Genomic DNA, 19534 nt, shown 5'->3' with positions numbered 1-19534 from the left:
CCCCGACGGACGCCGCCCTTGCCGCCGACCTGGCGCTGCCGATCGAGGAGCTCGAGCTCACGGTCCGCTCCTACAACTGCCTCAAGCGCGAGGGCATCCACTCGGTGGGTGAGCTCGTGGCCCGTTCCGAGGCCGACCTGCTCGACATCCGCAACTTCGGTGCGAAGTCGATCGACGAGGTCAAGGCGAAGCTGGCCGGCATGGGCCTGGCCCTCAAGGACAGCCCGCCCGGATTCGACCCGACCGCCGCCGCGGACGCCTTCGGCGCCGACGACGACGCGGACGCGGGCTTCGTCGAGACCGAGCAGTACTGAGCCACTGGGTCGGTCGTACCGGCCTGGCTCTGAAGCACTGATAGCTGCCCGCAGGCGTCCGCCTGCGGGGTCCTGACACCGGTACCTGATACGGCCGGTGCAGATCTCAAGGAGAAACACGATGCCGAAGCCCACCAAGGGTGCCCGTCTGGGCGGCAGCGCCGCGCACGAGAAGCTGCTGCTCGCGAACCTCGCGAAGGCGCTGTTCGAGCACGGCCGCATCACCACGACCGAGGCGAAGGCGCGCCGTCTGCGTCCGGTCGCCGAGCGTCTGGTCACGAAGGCGAAGAAGGGCGACATCCACAACCGTCGCCTGGTGCTCCAGACGATCACGGACAAGGGCGTCGTCCACACGCTCTTCACCGAGATCGCCCCGCGCTACGCCGAGCGTCCGGGTGGCTACACCCGGATCACGAAGATCGGCAACCGTCGTGGCGACAACGCCCCGATGGCCGTGATCGAGCTCGTCGAGGGCGAGATCGCCAAGAAGGCGACCGTCGCCGAGGCCGAGGCCGCCGCCAAGCGCGCGGTCAAGGAGGCCGAGGAGACCAAGGCCGAGGAGACCAAGGCCGAGGACGCCGCTGAGGCTCCGGCCGAGGAGTCCAAGGACGCCTGAGCGTTCTGACTGAGGCCGTAGAACGGGCCCGCTCCCCTCGTGGGGGCGGGCCCGTTCCGCCCCCTGGAAACTTCTTCGCCCTGCTACCGCGGGGCCCCAGGGGGACCTCCCAGAGGATGTGACATGTGAGTGATGACGTGAAGCCCGGGTTCGTGCGGGTACGACTCGACCTGTCCTACGACGGCAGGGACTTCTCGGGCTGGGCGCGGCAGACCCGCGGCCAGCGGACCGTTCAGGGCGAGATCGAGGCCGCGATCCGTACGGTGACCCGGTCGTCGCAGACATACGAACTGACGGTCGCCGGACGCACCGACGCCGGAGTGCACGCCCGGGGCCAGGTCGCCCATGTCGATCTCCCCGGGGAACTGTGGCAGGAGCACCGCGACAAGCTGCTGCGGCGGCTGGCGGGCCGGCTGTCCCACGACGTGCGGGTGTGGAAGGCGGATGAGGCCCCGGCAGGCTTCAACGCCCGCTTCTCCGCGATCTGGCGGCGCTATGCCTACCGGGTGACCGACCACCCCGGGGGCGTGGATCCGCTGCTGCGCGGCCATGTGCTGTGGCATGACTGGCCGCTGGACATGGACGCCATGAACGCGGCGGCCGAGAGGCTGCTCGGGGAGCACGACTTCGCCGCCTACTGCAAGAAGCGGGAGGGCGCCACGACCATCCGCACCCTCCAGGAGCTGCGCTGGGAGCGGGACCCGAGCGGGATCCTCACGGCCACCGTGAAGGCCGACGCCTTCTGCCACAACATGGTGCGTTCCCTGGTGGGCGCGATGCTGTTCGTCGGAGACGGGCACCGGCCGGTGGACTGGCCGGGGAAGGTGCTGGCGGCGGGCGTACGCGACTCGGCGGTGCATGTGGTGCGTCCGCACGGTCTGACGCTGGAGGAAGTGGGCTATCCGGCCGATGAGTTGCTGGCCGCGAGGAATCGTGAGGCCCGCAACAAGAGGACGCTGCCGCTCGCCGGCCCGTCCGCGGCTGCCGGCGGCTGCTGCTGAAGCCGCGCCACACGTACTGCGGCCCCTCACCCGGAGAGTCCCGGGGGAGGGGCCGCACCCGTATCCGGGTCAGAGCGCGGCGGCGTACTTGCGCAGCCAGTCGGTGAACGACGCCCCCAGCTCCGGGTGTTCACAGGCCAGCTGCACCTGGGCGCGCAGATAGTCGCCCCGGTCGCCCGTGTCGTAGCGGCGGCCCTCGAAGACCACGCCGTGGACGGGTCCGTAGCGGTCGTCGGACGCCAGTGTGTGCAGGGCGTCGGTGAGCTGGATCTCGCCGCCCCGGCCGGGCGGGGTCTCGTGCAACACCCCGAAGATCTCGGGGTCGAGCACATAGCGGCCGATGACCGCGAGATTGCTCGGCGCGGTGCCCGGCGCGGGCTTCTCCACGAGACCGGAGAGCACGCGCACATCGCCGTCGGCGTCCCGGGTGGCGTCCCCGGGTGCCGGTGGCCGGACGATCGCGGAGCCGTAGAGGTGGATGCGGTCCTCGGGTACGGGCATCAGCGCCACGACGCTGCCGCCGCACTGCCGGCGTACCTCCACCATCCGGGCCAGCAGGGGATCCCGCGGGTCGATCAGGTCGTCGCCCAGCAGTACGGCGAAGGGCTTGTCGCCCACGTGTGCCTCGGCGCAGAGCACCGCGTGGCCGAGGCCCTTGGGGTCGCCCTGGCGTGCGTAATGGACGGTGGCGAGCGAGCTGGACGCGCGGACCAGTGCGAGCCGGTCGGTGTCGCCCTTCGCCTGGAGGAGCGACTCCAGCTCGTGAGCCCGGTCGAAGTGGTCTTCCAGGGCCCGCTTGTTACGCCCGGTGATCATCAGCACGTCGGTCAGGCCGGCCGCGGCGGCCTCCTCGACCACGTACTGGATGGCGGGCTTGTCGACGACCGGGAGCATCTCCTTGGGAGTGGCCTTGGTCGCCGGAAGGAACCGGGTGCCGAGTCCGGCTGCCGGTATGACCGCCTTGATGACAGGTGCGTTGGCGGTGTGGTGCAGGTGCATGTGCGTGTTCACGGCCGCGTGCGCGGGCCGTGGTCCCCCCATCTTTCTTGTGGTGCCCGCACATGATAGGGACCGAGAACCCCGGAATCAGGCGGTACGCCGACATCAGACGACATCGGATACGCATCAGATGGGTTTCTTATTCATGCCGATCGCTGACTGATGTTCAGTCAATACTTCTTGATGACATGTGATCGAGGGGGATCGCTTGAGGGGAACGCGCCCCCACCTCACCGAGCCGCCGCGGCCTCCGCCTGCTGCTCGCCGCGCGCCACGATCTGCCGGAAGGTGAACTCCGCGAGATCGTCACCGGGCTGGAACGCCTTGCGGTCACCCTTGGTGACGGACTTTCCGTTGAGGTAGCCCGTCGAGGTGAAGTAGGCGTACCTGCCGTAGGAGTTGCCCACGAAGCGGCACACCGGGCCGCCCTTGCAGAAGCCGCCGACCCCCGGGCCCGACAGCGGGGCGATGTTCCTGGCCGACTTCTTGACCGCGGTCTGGGCCTTGGCCTCCGTGGGGAAGACGGCCACACCGATGGTGACGGCCACCCCGTCCCTCGTGTATGTGGCGCGGATCACCTGGTCGCAGCCGTTGCCGGTGAGGGCGGCGCCCAGCGAACCCTGGGTAGCCGAGGCGCACGAGGCGGTGCGCGCGGTGGGGCCCTTGGTGTAGACCCGGTCGCCCATCGTCAGCTTCTTGCCCGGGAAGAGGGTGTCGGCGCTGAGCGGCGCCGTGTCCTTCCTCTCGTCCGAGATGAACTCCTTGGGGTTGGGTGGAGGCGGCGGCGCGACCGAGGAGAAGGACGGCTCCGTCCCCTTCTCGCCCGGCAGGTCAGGGGCAGTGGGAAGCTCACTCGCGGGCTTGCCGGAAGCCTCGGTACCGCCCTCGCCGGACGAGACGACGGCAGTGGCCACCACCGTGGCTATCGCCGCCGTGGCGAGTGCGCCGCCGCCCATCAGCAGCCACTTCCTGCGGCGTGTTCGAGCAGCGGAGGCGTCGGCCAGCGCGGCCCAGTCCGGCGACTGCGACTGCTGGTCCTGCCGCCGGTACGGCTCGAACGGTTCGAAGGCGTCGAACGACCCGGACTGATCGGACTGCCGGCGTGGCTCCTGCGGCCACTGCGGTCCCCCATAGCTCATGCCGCGCATCCTAAACCTGTTGGGCAAGTGCGTGTCCGGGAGTGACAATCCCCGCTATGGGACATCTTGAGGCCGGGCATCTGGAGTACTACCTGCCGGACGGCCGACCGCTGCTGGGCGACATCTCCTTCCGGGTGGGGGAGGGAAGTGTGGCCGCGCTGGTCGGCGCCAACGGCGCGGGCAAGACCACCTTGCTGCGGCTGCTCTCCGGGGAGCTCAAGCCGCACGGCGGCACCGTGTCATCCAGCGGCGGCCTCGGAGTGATGCCGCAGTTCGTGGGCTCGGTACGGGACGAGCGCACCGTCCGCGACCTGCTGGTCTCGGTGGCCCAGCCGAGGATCAGGGAGGCCGCGCGGGCGGTCGACCAGGCCGAGCACCTGATCATGACGGTCGACGACGAGGCCGCTCAGATGCGGTACGCGCAGGCGCTCAGCGACTGGGCCGAGGTGCAGGGGTACGAGGCCGAGACGGTCTGGGACATGTGCACCATGGCCGCACTCGGCGTCCCGTACGAGCAGGCCCAGTGGCGCCTGGTGCGCACGCTGTCGGGCGGTGAGCAGAAGCGGCTGGTGCTCGAGGCGCTGCTGCGCGGCCCCGACGAGGTGCTGCTGCTGGACGAGCCGGACAACTATCTGGACGTCCCGGGCAAGCGCTGGCTGGAGGAGCGGCTGGCGGAGACCCGCAAGACCGTGCTCTTCGTCTCCCACGACCGTGAGCTGCTGGCACGGGCCGCTCAGCGGATCGTCGCGGTGGAACCGGGACCCGCGGGCAGCGACGTCTGGGTGCACGGTGAGGGGTTCGCCACTTTCCACCAGGCGCGGCGCGAGCGGTTCGCCCGCTTCGAGGAGCTCAAGCGGCGCTGGGACGAGGAGCACGCCCGGCTGAAGGCGCTGGTCCACAAGCTGCGCCAGCAGGCGGCCATCAGCCCCGACATGGCCTCGCGCTACCGGGCGATGCAGACGCGGTTGCGGAAGTTCGAGGAGGCCGGCCCGCCCCCGGAGCCGCCGCGCGAGCAGGACATCCGGATGCGGCTGCGCGGCGGCCGTACCGGGGTGCGCGCGGTGACCTGCGAGAACCTGGAGCTCAGCGGGCTGATGAAGCCCTTCTCGCTGGAAGTGTTCTACGGCGAGCGGGTCGCGGTGCTCGGCTCCAACGGCTCGGGGAAGTCCCACTTCCTTCGGCTGCTCGCAGGCGAGGCCGTGGCGCACACCGGCCTGTGGAAGCTTGGCGCCCGGGTGGTCCCCGGCCACTTCGCCCAGACCCACGCCCATCCCGAGCTGATGGGCCGGACCCTGGTCGACATCCTCTGGACGGAGCACTCCAAGGACCGGGGCGGGGCGATGAGCGTCCTGCGCCGGTACGAGCTGGAGGGCCAGGGCGACCAGACCTTCGACCGGCTCTCGGGCGGGCAGCAGGCCAGGTTCCAGATCCTGCTCCTCGAGCTGCGTGGCACCACAGCGCTGCTTCTGGACGAGCCGACGGACAACCTGGACCTGGAGTCGGCCGAGGCGCTCCAGCAGGGCCTGGAGGCGTACGAGGGCACGGTGCTGGCGGTCACCCACGACCGCTGGTTCGCGAAGTCCTTCGACCGCTTCCTCGTCTTCGGTTCCGACGGCCGGGTCCGTGAGACACCGGAGCCGGTCTGGGACGAGCGGCGGGTCGAGCGGGTGCGTTAGCGGGGGGCGGCCACGGGTGCGGTGGCCGGGTGGTGGCACGCTGTAGCCACCCCGGCTCCGTGCCCCCGGGGCGGGCGTTTTGACCCGTGCGGGGGAGCGCGGGTATTCTGCTGGTTCGTTATGCGTATTGGCTTGCTCTATCTCACGTGAGGGGCCCTTACGCCGGTCCACCGGGCCGATGACCAGCGGTATGCACTCGGGTTGCGTCGCCTGATGTGCTGCCACGGCTGTCGTGATCGTCCGGGTGGCCTTGTCAGGACCCCGTCCTCCGTGCCCTCGCGGGCCCGGCGGATCCCCATCACTGAAGAAGCGAAGGCTACGACCGTGCGTACGTACAGCCCCAAGCCCGGCGATGTGACGCGCCAGTGGCACGTCATCGACGCCCAGGACGTCGTTCTGGGTCGTCTGGCCACCACTGCTGCCACCCTCCTGCGGGGCAAGCACAAGCCGATCTACGCGCCCCACGTCGACGCTGGTGACTTCGTCATCATCATCAACGCGGACAAGGTGCACCTGTCCGGCAACAAGCGGACCCAGAAGTTGGCGTACCGCCACTCCGGCTACCCGGGTGGTCTGCGCTCCGTCCGCTACGACGAGCTGCTTGCGAAGAACCCCGAGAAGGCCGTCGAGAAGGCCGTCAAGGGCATGCTCCCCAAGAACACCCTGGGCCGTCAGATGCTCTCGAAGCTGAAGGTCTACTCGGGCGAGAACCACCCGCACGCTGCCCAGCAGCCGGTTCCGTTCGAGATCACCCAGGTCGCGCAGTAAGTCCGGCCACCCCCTAAGACGAAAAGAATCTGAGGAGCATCGTGGCCGAGACCACCGCTGAGTACCCCGTCGAGGGCGAAGAGACCTACGCCGAGGTCACCACCTTCGAGTCGGAGGTGCCCGTCGAGGGCGAGTACACCTCCGAGTCCCTCGCGTCCCGCTTCGGCGACCCGCAGCCGGCCGCCGGCCTGGGTCGTCGCAAGAACGCCATCGCCCGCGTCCGTATCGTTCCGGGCACCGGCAAGTGGAAGATCAACGGTCGCACCCTTGAGGACTACTTCCCCAACAAGGTGCACCAGCAGGAAGTCAACGAGCCCTTCAAGGTGCTCGAGCTCGACGACCGCTACGACGTCATCGCCCGTATCGCGGGTGGCGGCGTCTCCGGCCAGGCCGGCGCCCTGCGCCTCGGCGTGGCCCGCGCCCTGAACGAGGCGGACGTGGAGAACAACCGCGGCGCGCTGAAGAAGGCTGGCTTCCTGAGCCGCGACGACCGTGCGGTCGAGCGCAAGAAGGCCGGTCTCAAGAAGGCCCGCAAGGCCCCGCAGTACAGCAAGCGCTAATCCGCTGCTTGTACGGCATAGGTTCGCCCCGGCGGCACTCGGTGCCGGCCGGGGCGTTCTGTTTCAACGGCTCTTCGCGGCAGATTCCGCTTTGTAGCCGCCTCGGGGGACACAGCCCGGCGACCTGGGCGTATAAACGGCAAGACGGCACGGAGCTCCAAGCGGCTGGCATGGTCGGAGCGAATGCGGAGCGATTTCGGAGGAAACCAGTGGGACGACTCTTCGGCACGGACGGTGTGCGCGGTGTCGCCAACGCGGACCTGACGGCGGAGCTCGCGCTCGGTCTCTCGGTCGCGGCGGCGCACGTACTCGCCGAGGCGGGCACGTTCGAGGGCCATCGGCCGACGGCGGTGGTCGGACGTGACCCCCGCGCGTCCGGGGAGTTCCTGGAAGCCGCCGTCGTGGCGGGGCTCGCGAGTGCGGGCGTGGACGTCCTGAGGGTCGGTGTGCTGCCCACCCCGGCGGTGGCGTACCTCACCGGCGCGCTGGGCGCCGACCTCGGCGTGATGCTCTCCGCGAGCCACAACGCCATGCCCGACAACGGCATCAAGTTCTTCGCGCGCGGCGGCCACAAGCTCGCGGACGAGCTGGAGAACCGTATCGAGGCGGTCTACGAGGAGCACCGCACCGGCGCTCCCTGGGACCGGCCGACCGGCGCGGGCGTGGGCCGGGTGCGCGACTACGACGAGGGCTTCGACAGGTACGTCGCCCACCTCATCGCGGTCCTGCCGAACCGTCTCGACGGGCTCAAGGTCGTCCTGGACGAGGCACACGGAGCGGCGGCCCGGGTGTCGCCCGAGGCCTTCGCCCGGGCGGGCGCCGAGGTCGTGACGATCGGCGCCGAGCCGGACGGCCTCAACATCAACGACAACTGCGGCTCGACCCATCTGGGTCTGCTCAAGGCCGCCGTGGTCGAGCACGGCGCCGACTTCGGCATCGCGCACGACGGCGACGCCGACCGCTGCCTCGCCGTGGACGCCGAGGGCAACGAGATCGACGGCGACCAGATCCTCGCCGTGCTGGCCCTCGCGATGCGCGAGGCGGGCACCCTGCGCGGGAACACCGTGGTCGCGACCGTGATGTCGAACCTGGGCTTCAAGCTGGCGATGGAGGCCGAAGGCATCGCGCTGGTGCAGACCGCGGTCGGCGACCGGTACGTCCTGGAGTCCATGAAGGAGCACGGCTACGCACTCGGCGGCGAGCAGTCCGGCCATGTCATCGTGCTCGACCACGCCACCACGGGCGACGGCACCCTGACCGGTCTGATGCTGGCTGCCCGGGTCGCGGCGACCGGGCGTTCGCTGGCGGAGCTGGTCGCGGTGATGGATCGGCTCCCGCAGGTCCTGGTCAACGTCCCGGACGTGGACAGGTCCCGCGTGTCCACCTCTGCCGAGCTGGCGGCCGCGGTGTCCGACGCCGAGCACGAGCTCGGCTCCACCGGGCGGGTGCTGCTGCGCCCCTCGGGCACGGAGCCGCTGGTCCGTGTGATGGTCGAGGCCGCGGATATCGAGCAGGCCAGGGCCGTTGCGGGCTGGCTTGCGGACGCGGTGAAGTCCGCGCTGGGCTAGGGCCTTTCGTTTGGATCTTGCCGGGTTCGCGTGCCCTGGTGCCGCGTCTCGCCGCGTTGTCGTCGGTCGGCATGGCTCCGCCATGGCTCCCTCCTCCGCCTTGCGATACGTCCCCTCGGCCCCAAGGGGCCGGGGGAGACCCCAGGCTCGGCCCCAAGGGGCGGGGGAGACCCCAGGCTCGGCCTCAAGGGGTCGGGGGAGACCCCAGGCTCGGCCTCAAGGGGCCGGGGGAGACCCCAGGCTCGGCCTCAAGGGGCCGGGGGAGACTCCAGGCTCGGCCTCAAGGGCCGCGGGGGAGATCCCAGGACCCTCGGCCTCAAGAGGGCGGGGGAGACCCCAGGCGCCAGACCCGCTCACTGATCAGACCTGATCCAAACGAAAGGCCCCGGGCCGTGTCCGAGCAGTAGTGCCGTGCCGCCCGGAGGGCGGACCCGCATCCGCGTGGTGGGCGGATTTCCGGTGTGCCGCACCCTGGGCACCCGTCCCCCGCACCGCGATGTGGGCGTCCCCTGGCAGCCGGGCAGGGTTCCGGGGTTTTCGGGAGCCCGTTCGGGCGAAGGGCGGGTGTCGCAGGGCAGCGGGCGGTCCTGCCGGTCGTACCTTCGTCCGGTATGACGTACGTGTCCGCAGACCGCCCCAGCCGCCGTGCGGCCCTCGCCGGGCTCGTCGGTGGTGCGGGGGCCCTGATGACCTCCGGGTGCAGCTCGCCGGGCGGGGCTTCGCCCGCGCAGGCGCCGACGCCCAGCCGCAGTGGGCCGCAGCCCTCCGCAGCGGCGGGCGGTGGGCCCACACCGGGGGCGATGACGCTGTTCAGGGACCCGGCGTACAACTTCAACGGGTTGCTTGCACTCGGCGGAGCCGGCTTCGGGGCCGGCGAAGTGGGCGAGGTGCTCACCGCCGTGAACGCGATCAACAAGGCGGGGCTGTCCGCGCAGACGTATGTCGAGACCTTCAAGAAGCTCGGCGACCAGCTCGAGAAGGCGCCCCAGGGGAGCAAGGCCGACGCCCAGACCACCCGCTTCCGGGCGCTGCGGGCCGCGCAGTACTACGGCCAGGCGCTGTTCTTCGTGCTCGGTTCCGACGATCCGGGCAGCGAGGAACAGCTCTACCAGGCAGGACGCGACGCCTGGGACACGTTCTGCAAGGGCTGTGAACCGCCCCCGGTGACGGCGAACGTCCCGTACCAGAAGACCCCGCTGCCGGTGTGGTTCTTCCGGCCGGATACGGCCGACGAGCGCCGTCCGACGGTGATCCTCACCAACGGCAGCGACGGGCAGAACGTCGACATGTGGACATACGGGGTCTCCGCGGCCCTGGACCGCGGCTGGAACGCGCTGGTGTACGACGGGCCGGGCCAGGGCCAGATGCTCTTCGTCGACGAGGTGGTGTTCAGTCCGACCTGGGAGAAGGTGGTCACCCCGCTCGTCGACTGGCTGGTCGCCCGCCCGGACGTGGATCCCGACAAGATCGCCCTCACCGGCCTGAGCATGGGCGGTGACCTCGCGCCCCGCGCCGCCGCGTTCGAGGAGCGGATCGCCGCACTGGTCGCGATGCCCGGCTGCCTGGAGCCCTGGCTCGGCTTTCCCCCGCAGCTCCGGGAGATCCTCACCCCGAGCAAGGAGGAGACCAACAACATCTGGAACAAGGAGGTCGTCCCCGAGCTCCCCCCGGACACGGCGGCCACGATCAAGAAGCGCTTCGAGCCGTTCTCCATCCCGGCGATGCTCGCCGCCCGTCAGGGCAAGATGTTCACCGACTTCTACACTCCCGCCACGCGTGTCGAGGCGCTGACGATCACCGGCATCGTCGGCCGTATCAAGGCGCCCACGCTGGTCCTGGACTACGACGACGAGCAGTTCTACCCCGGCCAGCCGCGCGAGATGTACGAGAAGCTCACGTCGCCCAAGGACTACGTGAAGCTGACCAGGGCCCAGGGTGCCCAGCTGCACTGCTCCCCGATGGCCCCGCAGACGCACTGCGAGGTCGTCTTCGACTGGCTGGGGGAGACCCTCTCAGCGAGCTGACATCCGCGACATACGGCGCTTCTGGATGCTCCAGAGCCACTTCTGCGTCAGCAACGTGAGCGTCCCGGCCAGGATGATCCCGAGCAGGTTCAGCAGCAGCTGCTCGCTGGAGCCCCAGGCCTGGCGGTACTCGCTGTAGCTGAAGGCCACGGCGGCGTTCGCCGCAGCCGGGACCGTGGTCACCGAGATCGCCACACCTACCAGGGCGCCCGACTTCGCCGACGTCAGGGAGAGCGTGCCGGCGATACCTGCAAGCACGGCGACGACGAACGAGAACGCGTCGGGATGGTAGATGAAGGCCGTGTTGGGCCGCTCGGCCTTGAGCATCGACGTCTCGAACAGTCCGATTCCGGTCATGAAGGAGCTGAAGGCGATCGTGACCAGCATGGCCAGCGCGAAGCCCGCGATCAACGCCACCAGAGAGCGCCAGGCGAGCCGCGGCAGCCGCTGCACGATCGCCGTGCTCAGACCCGCCAGCGGGCCGAACTCGGGTCCGACGGCCATCGCGCCCACGATCAGGATCGCGTTGTCGAGCACCACGCCGCAGGCGGCGATCATGGTTGCCAGCGTGAGGAACGCCAAGTAGGTGACGTTGAGCGTCGACTCTTCGTGAGTGGCGTCGGTGAGCTGCTCCCACAGCACCGCGTCGGCGCCTTCTCCCGGAGCCTCCTTCTCGGCCTTGTCGGCGCGCTTGGACAGCGACAGGTCGACACTCTCGACGGAGATCGCGCCCTCCCGGTGCAGACCGAGCTCCCGCAGCCGCCCGATCAGGGCGTCCCCGGCCTCGCGCGCCACGTCGCACAGCACCAGATCTCCTGCCGGGTTGCGTGCGGCACCCGGGATGACGACGAGATGGGTCGTGCCGACCGTCTTCTCGACGGTGCGGACCACCGTGTCGGTCCGATCGGGCGGGACGATCATGCGCAGGTGCAGCAAAGGGGAGCTCCTCAGAGTTTGCGCAGGGACAGCCGCTGGACCTTGTGGTCCGGGCCCTTGCGGACGACGAGCGTCGCGCGGCCCCGGGTGGGGGCCACGTTCTCCAGAAGGTTCACCTTGTTGATCGTGCGCCACATGGTGCGGGCGTACTCCAGCGCTTCCTCCTCCGAGACCTGGGTGTACTTCCTGAAGTACGAGAACGGGTTCTGGAACGCCGTCTCGCGCAGCTTCCGGAAGCGGTTGAGGTACCAGCGCTCGATGTCCTCGGGGCGGGCGTCCACGTACACGGAGAAGTCGAAGTAGTCGGCGAGGCCCACCCGGGTGCGGCCGTCCTGGCCGGGCAGGGCCGGCTGGAGGACGTTGAGGCCTTCCACGATCAGGATGTCCGGACGGCGCACCGTGAGGCGCTGGCCCGGCACGATGTCGTAGATCAGATGAGAGTAGACGGGGGCGCTGACCTCGTCCTTGCCCGCCTTGATGTCGGCGACGAAGCGGGTCAGGGCCCGCCGGTCGTACGACTCGGGGAAGCCCTTGCGGGACATCAGCCCCCGGCTCTCGAGCTCCTTCATCGGGTAGAGGAAGCCGTCGGTGGTGACCAGCTCCACCCTCGGGTGCTCGGGCCAGCGAGCCAGCAGCGCCTGGAGCAGACGGGCGACCGTGGACTTGCCGACGGCGACCGAGCCCGCCACGCCTATGACGAACGGTGTCCCGCGCTGGGTGCCGTGGCCGTTGCCCGCCTCACCGAGGAAGGTGTTCAGCGCCCCGCGGAGGTTGGCGGTGGCACCCACGTACAGATTGAGCAGCCGGGACAGCGGCAGATAGATGTCCCTGACCTCGTCCAGGTCGATGACATCACCGAGCCCGCGCAGCTTTTCGACCTCGGCCGCGCTCAGGGACAGCGGCGTCCTCTCGCGCAGCGCGCTCCACTCCGCGCGGGTGAGGTCGACGTAGGGGGACGACTCGGCCCGGTCGGGCTTGCGGCTTCGTGGCGGCGAAGTGATCACATGCTCATTGTCGGTGCAGCGGCGTCCGAACGCGGCGTGGTATCGCTCACGCCGTAGGCTGCGGGACATGTGCGGAATCGTGGGTTACGTGGGAGCGCAGTCCGCGCTCGATGTCGTCATCGCCGGCCTCAAACGGCTGGAGTACCGGGGCTATGACTCGGCGGGCGTCGCCGTACTCGCCGACGGCGGGCTGGCCGCGGCCAAGAAGGCGGGCAAGCTGCTCAACCTGGAGAAGGAGCTGACCGACCGGCCGCTGCCCAGCGGGTCGACCGGCATCGGACACACCCGGTGGGCCACCCACGGCGGCCCGACGGACACCAACGCCCACCCGCACATCGACAACGCGGGCCGGGTCGCCGTCGTCCACAACGGCATCATCGAGAACTTCGCTTCGCTGCGCGGCGAGCTGGCCGACCGCGGACACGACCTGGCGTCCGAGACCGATACCGAGGTCGTGGCCCATCTGCTCGCCGAGGAGTTCTCGTCCTGCGGTGAACTGGCCGAGGCGATGCGACTGGTGTGCAAGCAGCTCGAAGGCGCCTTCACCCTTGTCGCCGTACACGCCGACGAGCCGGACGTGGTGGTCGGCGCCCGCCGCAACTCGCCGCTGGTCGTGGGGGTCGGGGACGGTGAGGCTTTCCTGGCCTCCGACGTGGCCGCGTTCATCGCGTACACCCGTTCGGCGATCGAGCTGGGTCAGGACCAGGTCGTCGAACTGCGGCGCGACAGCGTGACGGTCACCGACTTCGAGGGCGCACCGGCCGACGTGCGGTCCTACCACGTGGACTGGGACGCCTCCGCCGCCGAGAAGGGCGGCTACGACTACTTCATGCTCAAGGAGATCGCCGAGCAGCCGAAGGCGGTCGCCGACACCCTCCTCGGGCGGATCGACGCGGGCGGCTCGCTCACCCTGGACGAGGTGCGGATCCCCGCGTCCGTGCTCAGGGAAGCCCAGAAGGTCGTGATCGTGGCGTGCGGCACGGCCTTCCACGCCGGGCTCATCGCCAAGTACGCCATCGAGCACTGGACCCGCATCCCCTGCGAGGTGGAGCTGGCCAGCGAGTTCCGCTACCGGGACCCGATCCTGGACCACCGCACCCTGGTGATCGCCATCTCGCAGTCCGGCGAGACGATGGACACCCTGATGGCCCTGCGCCACGCGCGCGAACAGGGCGCGAAGGTGCTGGCCATCTGCAACACCAACGGATCCACGATCCCGCGAGAGTCGGACGCGGTGCTCTACACCCACGCGGGACCCGAGGTGGCCGTCGCCTCGACCAAGGCCTTCCTCACCCAGCTCGTGGCCTGCTACCTGGTGGCGCTCTACCTCGGTCAGGTGCGCGGCACCAAGTGGGGGGACGAGATCCGCGCGGTCATCCGCGACCTCTCCGAGATCGCCCGCGAGGTGGACCAGGTCCTGGAGACCATGGAGCCGGTCCGCGCGCTGGCCCGCTCGCTCGCCGGCAAGAACACGGTGCTGTTCCTCGGGCGGCACGTGGGCTACCCGGTCGCCCTCGAAGGTGCGCTCAAGCTCAAGGAACTCGCCTATATGCACGCCGAGGGCTTCGCGGCCGGCGAGCTGAAGCACGGCCCGATCGCCCTCATCGAACAGGACCTGCCGGTCGTGGTGGTCGTGCCGTCGCCGCGCAGCCGCTCGGTGCTGCACGGGAAGATCGTGTCGAACATCCAGGAGATCCGGGCCCGTGGAGCGCGCACGATCGTGATCGCCGAGGAGGGTGACGAGGCGGTCGTGCCGTACGCGGACCACCTGATCCGCATCCCCGCGACCCCCGCGCTGCTCCAGCCACTGGTGGCGACCGTGCCGCTCCAGGTGTTCGCCTGCGAGCTGGCGACGGCCCGGGGCAACGAGGTGGACCAGCCGCGCAACCTGGCGAAGTCGGTCACCGTCGAATGATCATCGGGGTGGGGATCGACGTCGCCGAGATCGACCGCTTCGGCGAGGCACTGCGGCGCACACCGGCCCTCGCGGACCGGCTCTTCCTCGACAGCGAGCTGCTCCTTCCCAGCGGCGAACGCCGCGGCACCGCCTCCCTCGCGGCCCGGTTCGCCGCGAAGGAGGCCGTCGCGAAGGCACTGGGCGCCCCGGCGGGCCTGTTGTGGACCGACTGCGAGGTCTACGTCGAGGAGTCCGGCCAGCCCCGCCTGCGGGTCACCGGCACGGTGGCGGACGCGGCGGTGGCGCGGGGGGTGCGGACCTGGCACGTCTCGCTGAGCCATGACGCGGGCGTGGCGTCGGCGATGGTGATCGCGGAGGGGTAGGGGTCGGGCTCGCGCCGGGGTGCGGCACACCGGGAGACCCCGCACTCCGCACCCCGGGGACGCGACACGCGGCAGACTCTGAGCATGCGTCATGCCTACCGCGTGGAAGCCGTCCGCCAAGCCGAAGCCCACCTCATGTCCCGCCTCCCCGAAGGCGCCCTCATGCAACGAGCCGCCGCAGGGCTCGCCGCCGCCGTGGCGGGGCTGCTGCCGCGTGTCTACGGGGCCCGGGTCGTGCTGCTCGTGGGCAGCGGGGACAACGGCGGCGACGCCCTCTACGCGGGGGTGCGGCTCGCCCGCAGGGGTGCGCGCGTGGACGCCGTGCTCGTCTCCCCCGGAAAGGCGCACCAGGGCGGGCTCGACGCGCTGGTCAAGGCGGGCGGCCACGTTCCCGACGACCCGTACCACGTGCTCGCCGCCGCCGACCTGGTGCTGGACGGGATCACCGGCATCGGCGGCCACGGCGGCCTCCGCCCCGATGCCGTGCCCCTGGCCCGTGCCGCCCGCGGCTCCGGCGCGCTCGTGATCGCCGTCGACCTGCCCAGCGGGATCGAGGCGGACACGGGCGAGGTCAGGGGGGAGGCGCTGCCGGCCGATGCGACGGTCACCTTCGGGACGTACAAGCCGGGACTGCTGATCGACCCGGCCCACGCCCACACGGGTGCGGTACGGCTCATCGACATCGGCCTGGAGCCGTACCTGCCCTCCGTGCCCGATGCCGAGGCCCTGCAACACGCGGATGTGGCACAGCTCTTGCCGGTGCCCGGGACAGAGAGCGACAAGTACCGCCGCGGGGTCGTCGGTGTCGTCGCCGGCTCCGCCCGCTATCCGGGCGCCGCCGTCCTCGCGGTGGCCGGCGCACTGCGCGCCGGTGCCGGCGCGGTGCGGTACGTGGGTCCCGGGGCGGACGCCGTCATCGCCCGGTTCCCGGAGACCCTGGTGCACGGCTGGCCGCCCTCGAAGGCGGGGCGGGTCCAGGCCTGGGTGGTCGGGCCCGGCCTGGGTGACGGCCCCGGTGTGGAGGAGGTGCTCGACTCGGACGTACCGGTGCTGGTGGACGCCGACGGGCTGCGGGCCCTCGACCCGGCCGCGGTCAGGGCCCGTACGGCACCGACCCTGCTCACCCCCCACGCGGGCGAGGCCGCCGCCCTGCTCGGCGTGTCGCGCGAGGAGGTCGAGGGCGCGCGGCTCGCCGCCGTGCGGAAGCTGGCGGAGACGTACGGCGCCACCGTGCTGCTGAAGGGCTCGACGACCCTCGTCGCCGACCCGGACCCGCACCGTCAGGTCCGGGTGAACGCGACGGGCACCTCCTGGCTGGCGACCGCGGGGAGCGGAGACGTGCTCTCGGGGCTGACGGGCTCCCTGCTCGCCGCCGGCCTCGAACCGTTCGACGCCGCGTCGGTGGGTGCGTATCTGCACGGGCTCGCCGGCCGGCTCGCGTCCCGTGACGCCCCCGTGTCGGCCCACGACGTGGCCACGGCGATCCCCCGGGCGTGGCGCGACACGACCGCACCGTGAGGGTGACTCGAGCGCGGCGCGACACACCGCACACTGAGGCGCGGCACGACCACACTTCGCCGCACTCCGTGACCACACCCTGATACGCGCGGGTGACCAGGACCACTCGCGGTCGTTGCCGTACGAACTATGCCGGGGGCCTCTGAGACACTGGGCCGCGATGAACCAGAACGCACCCTTCCGAGCCCGCGCCGAGATCGACCTCGCCGCCCTGCGCGACAACGTCCGCGCACTGCGTGCGATGGCGCCCCGCGCTGCCGTGATGGCCGTGGTGAAGGCCGACGCGTACGGACACGGAATGGTGCCCTGTGCGAAGGCCGCGCTCGCCGCGGGCGCGACCTGGATCGGTACCGCGACGCCCGAGGAGGCGCTCGCGCTGCGGGCCGCGGGGATCGAGGGCCGGGTGATGTGCTGGCTCTGGACCCCTGGTGGGCCCTGGCGGGAGGCCGTCGAGGCGGACCTGGACATGGGGGTGAGCGACCTCTGGGCGCTGGGCGAGGTGGTGCACGCCGCGCGTGAGGCGGGCCGTACGGCCAGGATCCAGCTCAAGGCCGACACGGGCCTCGGCCGGGGCGGCAGCCAGCCGGCCGACTGGGCCGCACTGGTCGCGGAGGCCCGCGCCGCCGAGGCGACGGGCAGTGTCAGGGTCACCGGCCTGTGGTCCCACTTCGCCTGCGCCGACGAGCCGGGCCACCCCTCCATCGCCGCTCAACTCTCCGTCTTCAAGGATCTGGTGGCCTACGCGGAGAAGGAGGGCATCAATCCGGAGGTGCGGCACATCGCCAACTCCCCGGCCACACTGACGCTGCCCGAGACCCATCTCGACCTGGTGCGTACGGGGATCGCGATGTACGGCATCTCGCCGAGCCCGGAGCTCGGAACCCCCGCCGACTTCGGTCTGCGGCCGGTGATGACGCTCAAGGCGTCCGTGGCGCTGGTCAAGGGTGTGCCCGCGGGCCACGGGGTCAGCTACGGGCACCACTACATCACCGACACGGAGACCGCGCTCGGACTGATTCCCGTCGGTTACGCGGACGGCATCCCGCGGAACGCGTCGGGCCGCGGCCCGGTCCTGGTGGGCGGGGCCTGGCGGCGGGTGGCCGGGCGGGTCGCCATGGACCAGTTCGTGGTGGATCTTGGTCCGGACGGCGCTGACCGGGTCCGGGAGGGGGACGCCGCGGTGCTGTTCGGCCCTGGCGACCAGGGCGAGCCGACCGCGGAGGACTGGGCGGAGGCGGCGGACACGATCGCCTACGAGATCGTGACCCGGATCGGGGCGCGGGTGCCGCGCGTCCATCTCAACGAGCTCGACGAACTCAACGAGTAACCGACCCCAACCGACCGACCTATAGGAGCAGGCACGGTGAGCGAGAGCAGCGCGGGGGACGTGGCGGCGGCGGTGACCGACGCGGCCACGGGCAACTGGCGCCGGGCGGGCTTCGCCGGTGCCGCCATAGGGGTGATCGCCGCCGGTGCGGCGGCGGGCGTCGCCATAGAGCGGATGACCGTGGGCCGCGGGATGCGACGCAAGGCACGGCTCGCGCTGGACGCGTCGGGCCCTTATGGATCGCTGCGCGGCACACCGGGCCGGGCCACCTCGGACGACGGCACGACCCTCTATTTCGAGACCGACGAGGTGGACCCGGACGCGGGGGGCGTCGGGCCGCGCCGGCGCCGGCTGTTCGGCCGCAAGTCGCCCGCGCCGGTCACCGTCGTCTTCAGTCATGGCTACTGCCTCAGCCAGGACTCCTGGCACTTCCAGCGGGCGGCCCTGCGCGGGCTGGTCCGCACCGTCCACTGGGACCAGCGCAGTCACGGCCGTTCTGGCCGTGGGACGGCGCAGTCGGGACCCGACGGGTCGCCGGTCTCGATCGACCAGCTCGGCCGGGACCTGAAGGCGGTCATCGACGCGGCGGCCCCGGACGGCCCGCTGGTGCTGGTGGGCCACTCGATGGGCGGGATGACGCTGATGGCGCTGGCCGACGCGTTTCCCGAGCTCATCAGGGAGCGCGTGGTCGGTGTCGCCTTCGTGGGGACGTCGGCGGGCGGGCTCGGCGAGGTGAACTACGGGCTGCCGGTCGCGGGTGTGAACGTGGTGCGTCGGGTGCTGCCGGGCGTGCTGAAGGCGCTGGGCTCCCAGGCGGAGCTGGTCGAGCGGGGGCGGCGGGCCACGGCCGACCTCTTCGCGGGTCTGATCAAGCGCTACTCGTTCAGCTCGAAGGACGTGGACCCGGCGGTGGCCCGGTTCGCCGAGCGCATGATCGAGGGAACCCCGATCGATGTGGTCGCCGAGTTCTACCCGGCCTTCGCCGAGCACGACAAGGCGGCGGCGCTGGAGGTGTTCCAGGAAGTCCCGGTGCTGGTGCTGGCCGGGGACAGGGACCTGGTCACGCCCAGCGCGCACAGTGAGGCGATCGCGGACCTGCTGCCCGACTCGGAACTGGTGATCGTCCCGGACGCCGGGCACCTGGTGATGCTGGAGCACCCCGTGGTGGTCACCGACCGGCTCGCGGACCTGCTGGTGCGGGTCGGGGCGGTGCCGGCAGCGGCTAACGTTGGCACGTATGGAAGCACCGCAGAGCCCGGCTGACACGGCCGCCGCCCGTCTCACTCTCACCTCCCCGGACCAGATGCAGGAGCTGGGCCGCAGGCTCGCCAAGCTGCTGCGGCCCGGTGATCTCGTCATGCTCAGCGGTGAGCTCGGCGCGGGGAAGACGACCCTGACACGCGGGCTCGGCGAAGGTCTCGGGGTGCGCGGCGCGGTGACCTCGCCGACGTTCGTCATCGCCCGGGTGCACCCCTCGCTGGTCGGCGGCCCGGCCCTGGTCCATGTGGACGCCTACCGGCTGGGCGGGGGGCTGGACGAGATGGAGGACCTCGACCTCGATGTCTCGCTGCCGGATTCCGTGGTGGTGGTGGAGTGGGGCGACGGAAAAGTCGAGGATCTCTCCGACGACCGGCTGCACGTGGTGATCCACCGGGTCGTCGGCAGCACGGACGACGAGCGCCGCACGGTCACCCTCACGGGGATCGGGCCGCGCTGGGCCGATGCGGGTGTCGCCGGGCTCAGCGCCTGAGCGGCGCACCTCTCCTCGAGCACCACTTCGGGCGTCTCCCCGAGCGGCATCCGA

General features: G+C 70.9%; 18 protein-coding genes. 14 read left to right on the top strand and 4 right to left on the bottom strand.

What is annotated here, in order from left to right:
- The 3 genes from ACFV6V_RS17855 to truA all read left to right on the top strand — a co-directional run.
- The coding region (locus tag ACFV6V_RS17855) for a DNA-directed RNA polymerase subunit alpha C-terminal domain-containing protein (protein ID WP_308812713.1) at positions 1-314 on the top strand (314 nt) is incomplete at its 5' end.
- Positions 315-435: 121 nt separating this feature from the next.
- Positions 436-930, top strand: coding sequence for a 50S ribosomal protein L17 (gene rplQ, locus ACFV6V_RS17850; RefSeq protein WP_361280132.1), 495 nt, complete (start codon positions 436-438; stop codon positions 928-930).
- A gap of 125 nt (positions 931-1055) precedes the next feature.
- Positions 1056-1931, top strand: coding sequence for a tRNA pseudouridine(38-40) synthase TruA (gene truA, locus ACFV6V_RS17845; RefSeq protein ID WP_385565674.1), 876 nt, complete (start codon positions 1056-1058; stop codon positions 1929-1931).
- Positions 1932-2000: 69 nt separating this feature from the next.
- Here the strand turns inward: truA and ACFV6V_RS17840 are convergent, their stop codons facing one another.
- On the bottom strand, positions 2001-2930 hold the full coding sequence (locus tag ACFV6V_RS17840) for a UTP--glucose-1-phosphate uridylyltransferase (RefSeq protein WP_385565680.1): 930 nt from the start codon (positions 2928-2930) through the stop codon (positions 2001-2003).
- Positions 2931-3160: 230 nt separating this feature from the next.
- Positions 3161-4069 (bottom strand): hypothetical protein, encoded by a 909-nt coding sequence (locus ACFV6V_RS17835; RefSeq protein WP_385565671.1) that lies wholly within the window; start codon positions 4067-4069, stop codon positions 3161-3163.
- 56 nt (positions 4070-4125) lie between these two features.
- Here ACFV6V_RS17835 and ACFV6V_RS17830 point away from each other — a divergent pair, with 56 nt between their 5' ends.
- From ACFV6V_RS17830 to ACFV6V_RS17810, 5 genes are all read left to right on the top strand, one after another.
- The gene (locus tag ACFV6V_RS17830; protein ID WP_385565668.1) at positions 4126-5745 is read left to right on the top strand and encodes an ABC-F family ATP-binding cassette domain-containing protein; all 1620 of its coding nucleotides are present in this window, start codon (positions 4126-4128) and stop codon (positions 5743-5745) included.
- A 324-nt stretch (positions 5746-6069) separates the two neighbouring features.
- Positions 6070-6513 carry a 50S ribosomal protein L13 gene (gene rplM / locus ACFV6V_RS17825; RefSeq protein ID WP_361280138.1) on the top strand — a complete coding sequence of 148 codons (444 nt, stop codon included), beginning with the start codon at positions 6070-6072 and terminating at the stop codon, positions 6511-6513.
- Positions 6514-6554: 41 nt separating this feature from the next.
- Complete coding sequence (gene rpsI / locus ACFV6V_RS17820) at positions 6555-7073, top strand: 30S ribosomal protein S9 (RefSeq protein WP_361280139.1); 519 nt, start codon at positions 6555-6557, stop codon at positions 7071-7073.
- Between the two features lie 209 nt (positions 7074-7282).
- Positions 7283-8641 carry a phosphoglucosamine mutase gene (glmM, locus tag ACFV6V_RS17815; RefSeq protein WP_385565665.1) on the top strand — a complete coding sequence of 453 codons (1359 nt, stop codon included), beginning with the start codon at positions 7283-7285 and terminating at the stop codon, positions 8639-8641.
- Between the two features lie 611 nt (positions 8642-9252).
- Positions 9253-10665, top strand: coding sequence for an alpha/beta hydrolase family protein (locus tag ACFV6V_RS17810; RefSeq protein WP_385565663.1), 1413 nt, complete (start codon positions 9253-9255; stop codon positions 10663-10665).
- Here the strand turns inward: ACFV6V_RS17810 and ACFV6V_RS17805 are convergent.
- Positions 10654-11601, bottom strand: coding sequence for a DUF389 domain-containing protein (locus tag ACFV6V_RS17805; protein WP_385565661.1), 948 nt, complete (start codon positions 11599-11601; stop codon positions 10654-10656). The two genes, ACFV6V_RS17810 and ACFV6V_RS17805, sit on opposite strands and share 12 nt — an antisense overlap.
- A gap of 11 nt (positions 11602-11612) precedes the next feature.
- Positions 11613-12605 carry a type I pantothenate kinase gene (gene coaA, locus ACFV6V_RS17800; protein WP_361280460.1) on the bottom strand — a complete coding sequence of 331 codons (993 nt, stop codon included), beginning with the start codon at positions 12603-12605 and terminating at the stop codon, positions 11613-11615.
- 67 nt (positions 12606-12672) lie between these two features.
- Between coaA and glmS the strand changes: the two genes are divergently transcribed.
- From glmS to tsaE, 6 genes are all read left to right on the top strand, one after another.
- On the top strand, positions 12673-14520 hold the full coding sequence (gene glmS, locus ACFV6V_RS17795) for a glutamine--fructose-6-phosphate transaminase (isomerizing) (RefSeq protein WP_385565658.1): 1848 nt from the start codon (positions 12673-12675) through the stop codon (positions 14518-14520).
- Positions 14517-14885, top strand: coding sequence for a holo-ACP synthase (locus ACFV6V_RS17790; protein ID WP_385565656.1), 369 nt, complete (start codon positions 14517-14519; stop codon positions 14883-14885). The genes glmS and ACFV6V_RS17790 overlap by 4 nt, the downstream gene beginning before the upstream one ends.
- Before the next feature lie 84 nt (positions 14886-14969).
- On the top strand, positions 14970-16403 hold the full coding sequence (locus ACFV6V_RS17785) for an NAD(P)H-hydrate dehydratase (protein ID WP_385565653.1): 1434 nt from the start codon (positions 14970-14972) through the stop codon (positions 16401-16403).
- A 160-nt stretch (positions 16404-16563) separates the two neighbouring features.
- Entirely contained in the window at positions 16564-17730 is a 1167-nt protein-coding gene (alr, locus tag ACFV6V_RS17780; protein WP_385565651.1) for an alanine racemase, read from the top strand.
- A 36-nt stretch (positions 17731-17766) separates the two neighbouring features.
- Entirely contained in the window at positions 17767-18993 is a 1227-nt protein-coding gene (locus ACFV6V_RS17775; RefSeq protein WP_385565649.1) for an alpha/beta fold hydrolase, read from the top strand.
- Positions 18968-19480, top strand: a complete 513-nt coding sequence (gene tsaE / locus ACFV6V_RS17770; protein ID WP_385565646.1) for a tRNA (adenosine(37)-N6)-threonylcarbamoyltransferase complex ATPase subunit type 1 TsaE — start codon at positions 18968-18970, stop codon at positions 19478-19480. The genes ACFV6V_RS17775 and tsaE overlap by 26 nt, the downstream gene beginning before the upstream one ends.
- The last annotated feature ends 54 nt before the right edge of the window (positions 19481-19534 follow it).

Origin of the sequence: Streptomyces sp. NPDC059828, from assembly GCF_042731955.1 — a bacterium.
Taxonomy (GTDB): domain Bacteria; phylum Actinomycetota; class Actinomycetes; order Streptomycetales; family Streptomycetaceae; genus Streptomyces.
The sequence above is the reverse complement of the archived record's forward strand: the minus strand, read 5'-3'. Positions and strand labels throughout refer to the sequence as shown.

Coding starts and splice junctions, on each gene's coding strand:
- rplQ (WP_361280132.1), top strand. CDS start 436: ATGCCGAAGCCCACCAAGGGTGCCCGTCTGGGCGGCAGCGCCGCGCAC.
- glmS (WP_385565658.1), top strand. CDS start 12,673: ATGTGCGGAATCGTGGGTTACGTGGGAGCGCAGTCCGCGCTCGATGTC.
- ACFV6V_RS17835 (WP_385565671.1), bottom strand. CDS start 4,069: ATGAGCTATGGGGGACCGCAGTGGCCGCAGGAGCCACGCCGGCAGTCC.
- ACFV6V_RS17830 (WP_385565668.1), top strand. CDS start 4,126: ATGGGACATCTTGAGGCCGGGCATCTGGAGTACTACCTGCCGGACGGC.
- ACFV6V_RS17840 (WP_385565680.1), bottom strand. CDS start 2,930: ATGCACCTGCACCACACCGCCAACGCACCTGTCATCAAGGCGGTCATA.
- alr (WP_385565651.1), top strand. CDS start 16,564: ATGAACCAGAACGCACCCTTCCGAGCCCGCGCCGAGATCGACCTCGCC.
- tsaE (WP_385565646.1), top strand. CDS start 18,968: ATGGAAGCACCGCAGAGCCCGGCTGACACGGCCGCCGCCCGTCTCACT.
- ACFV6V_RS17810 (WP_385565663.1), top strand. CDS start 9,253: ATGACGTACGTGTCCGCAGACCGCCCCAGCCGCCGTGCGGCCCTCGCC.
- ACFV6V_RS17785 (WP_385565653.1), top strand. CDS start 14,970: ATGCGTCATGCCTACCGCGTGGAAGCCGTCCGCCAAGCCGAAGCCCAC.
- ACFV6V_RS17790 (WP_385565656.1), top strand. CDS start 14,517: ATGATCATCGGGGTGGGGATCGACGTCGCCGAGATCGACCGCTTCGGC.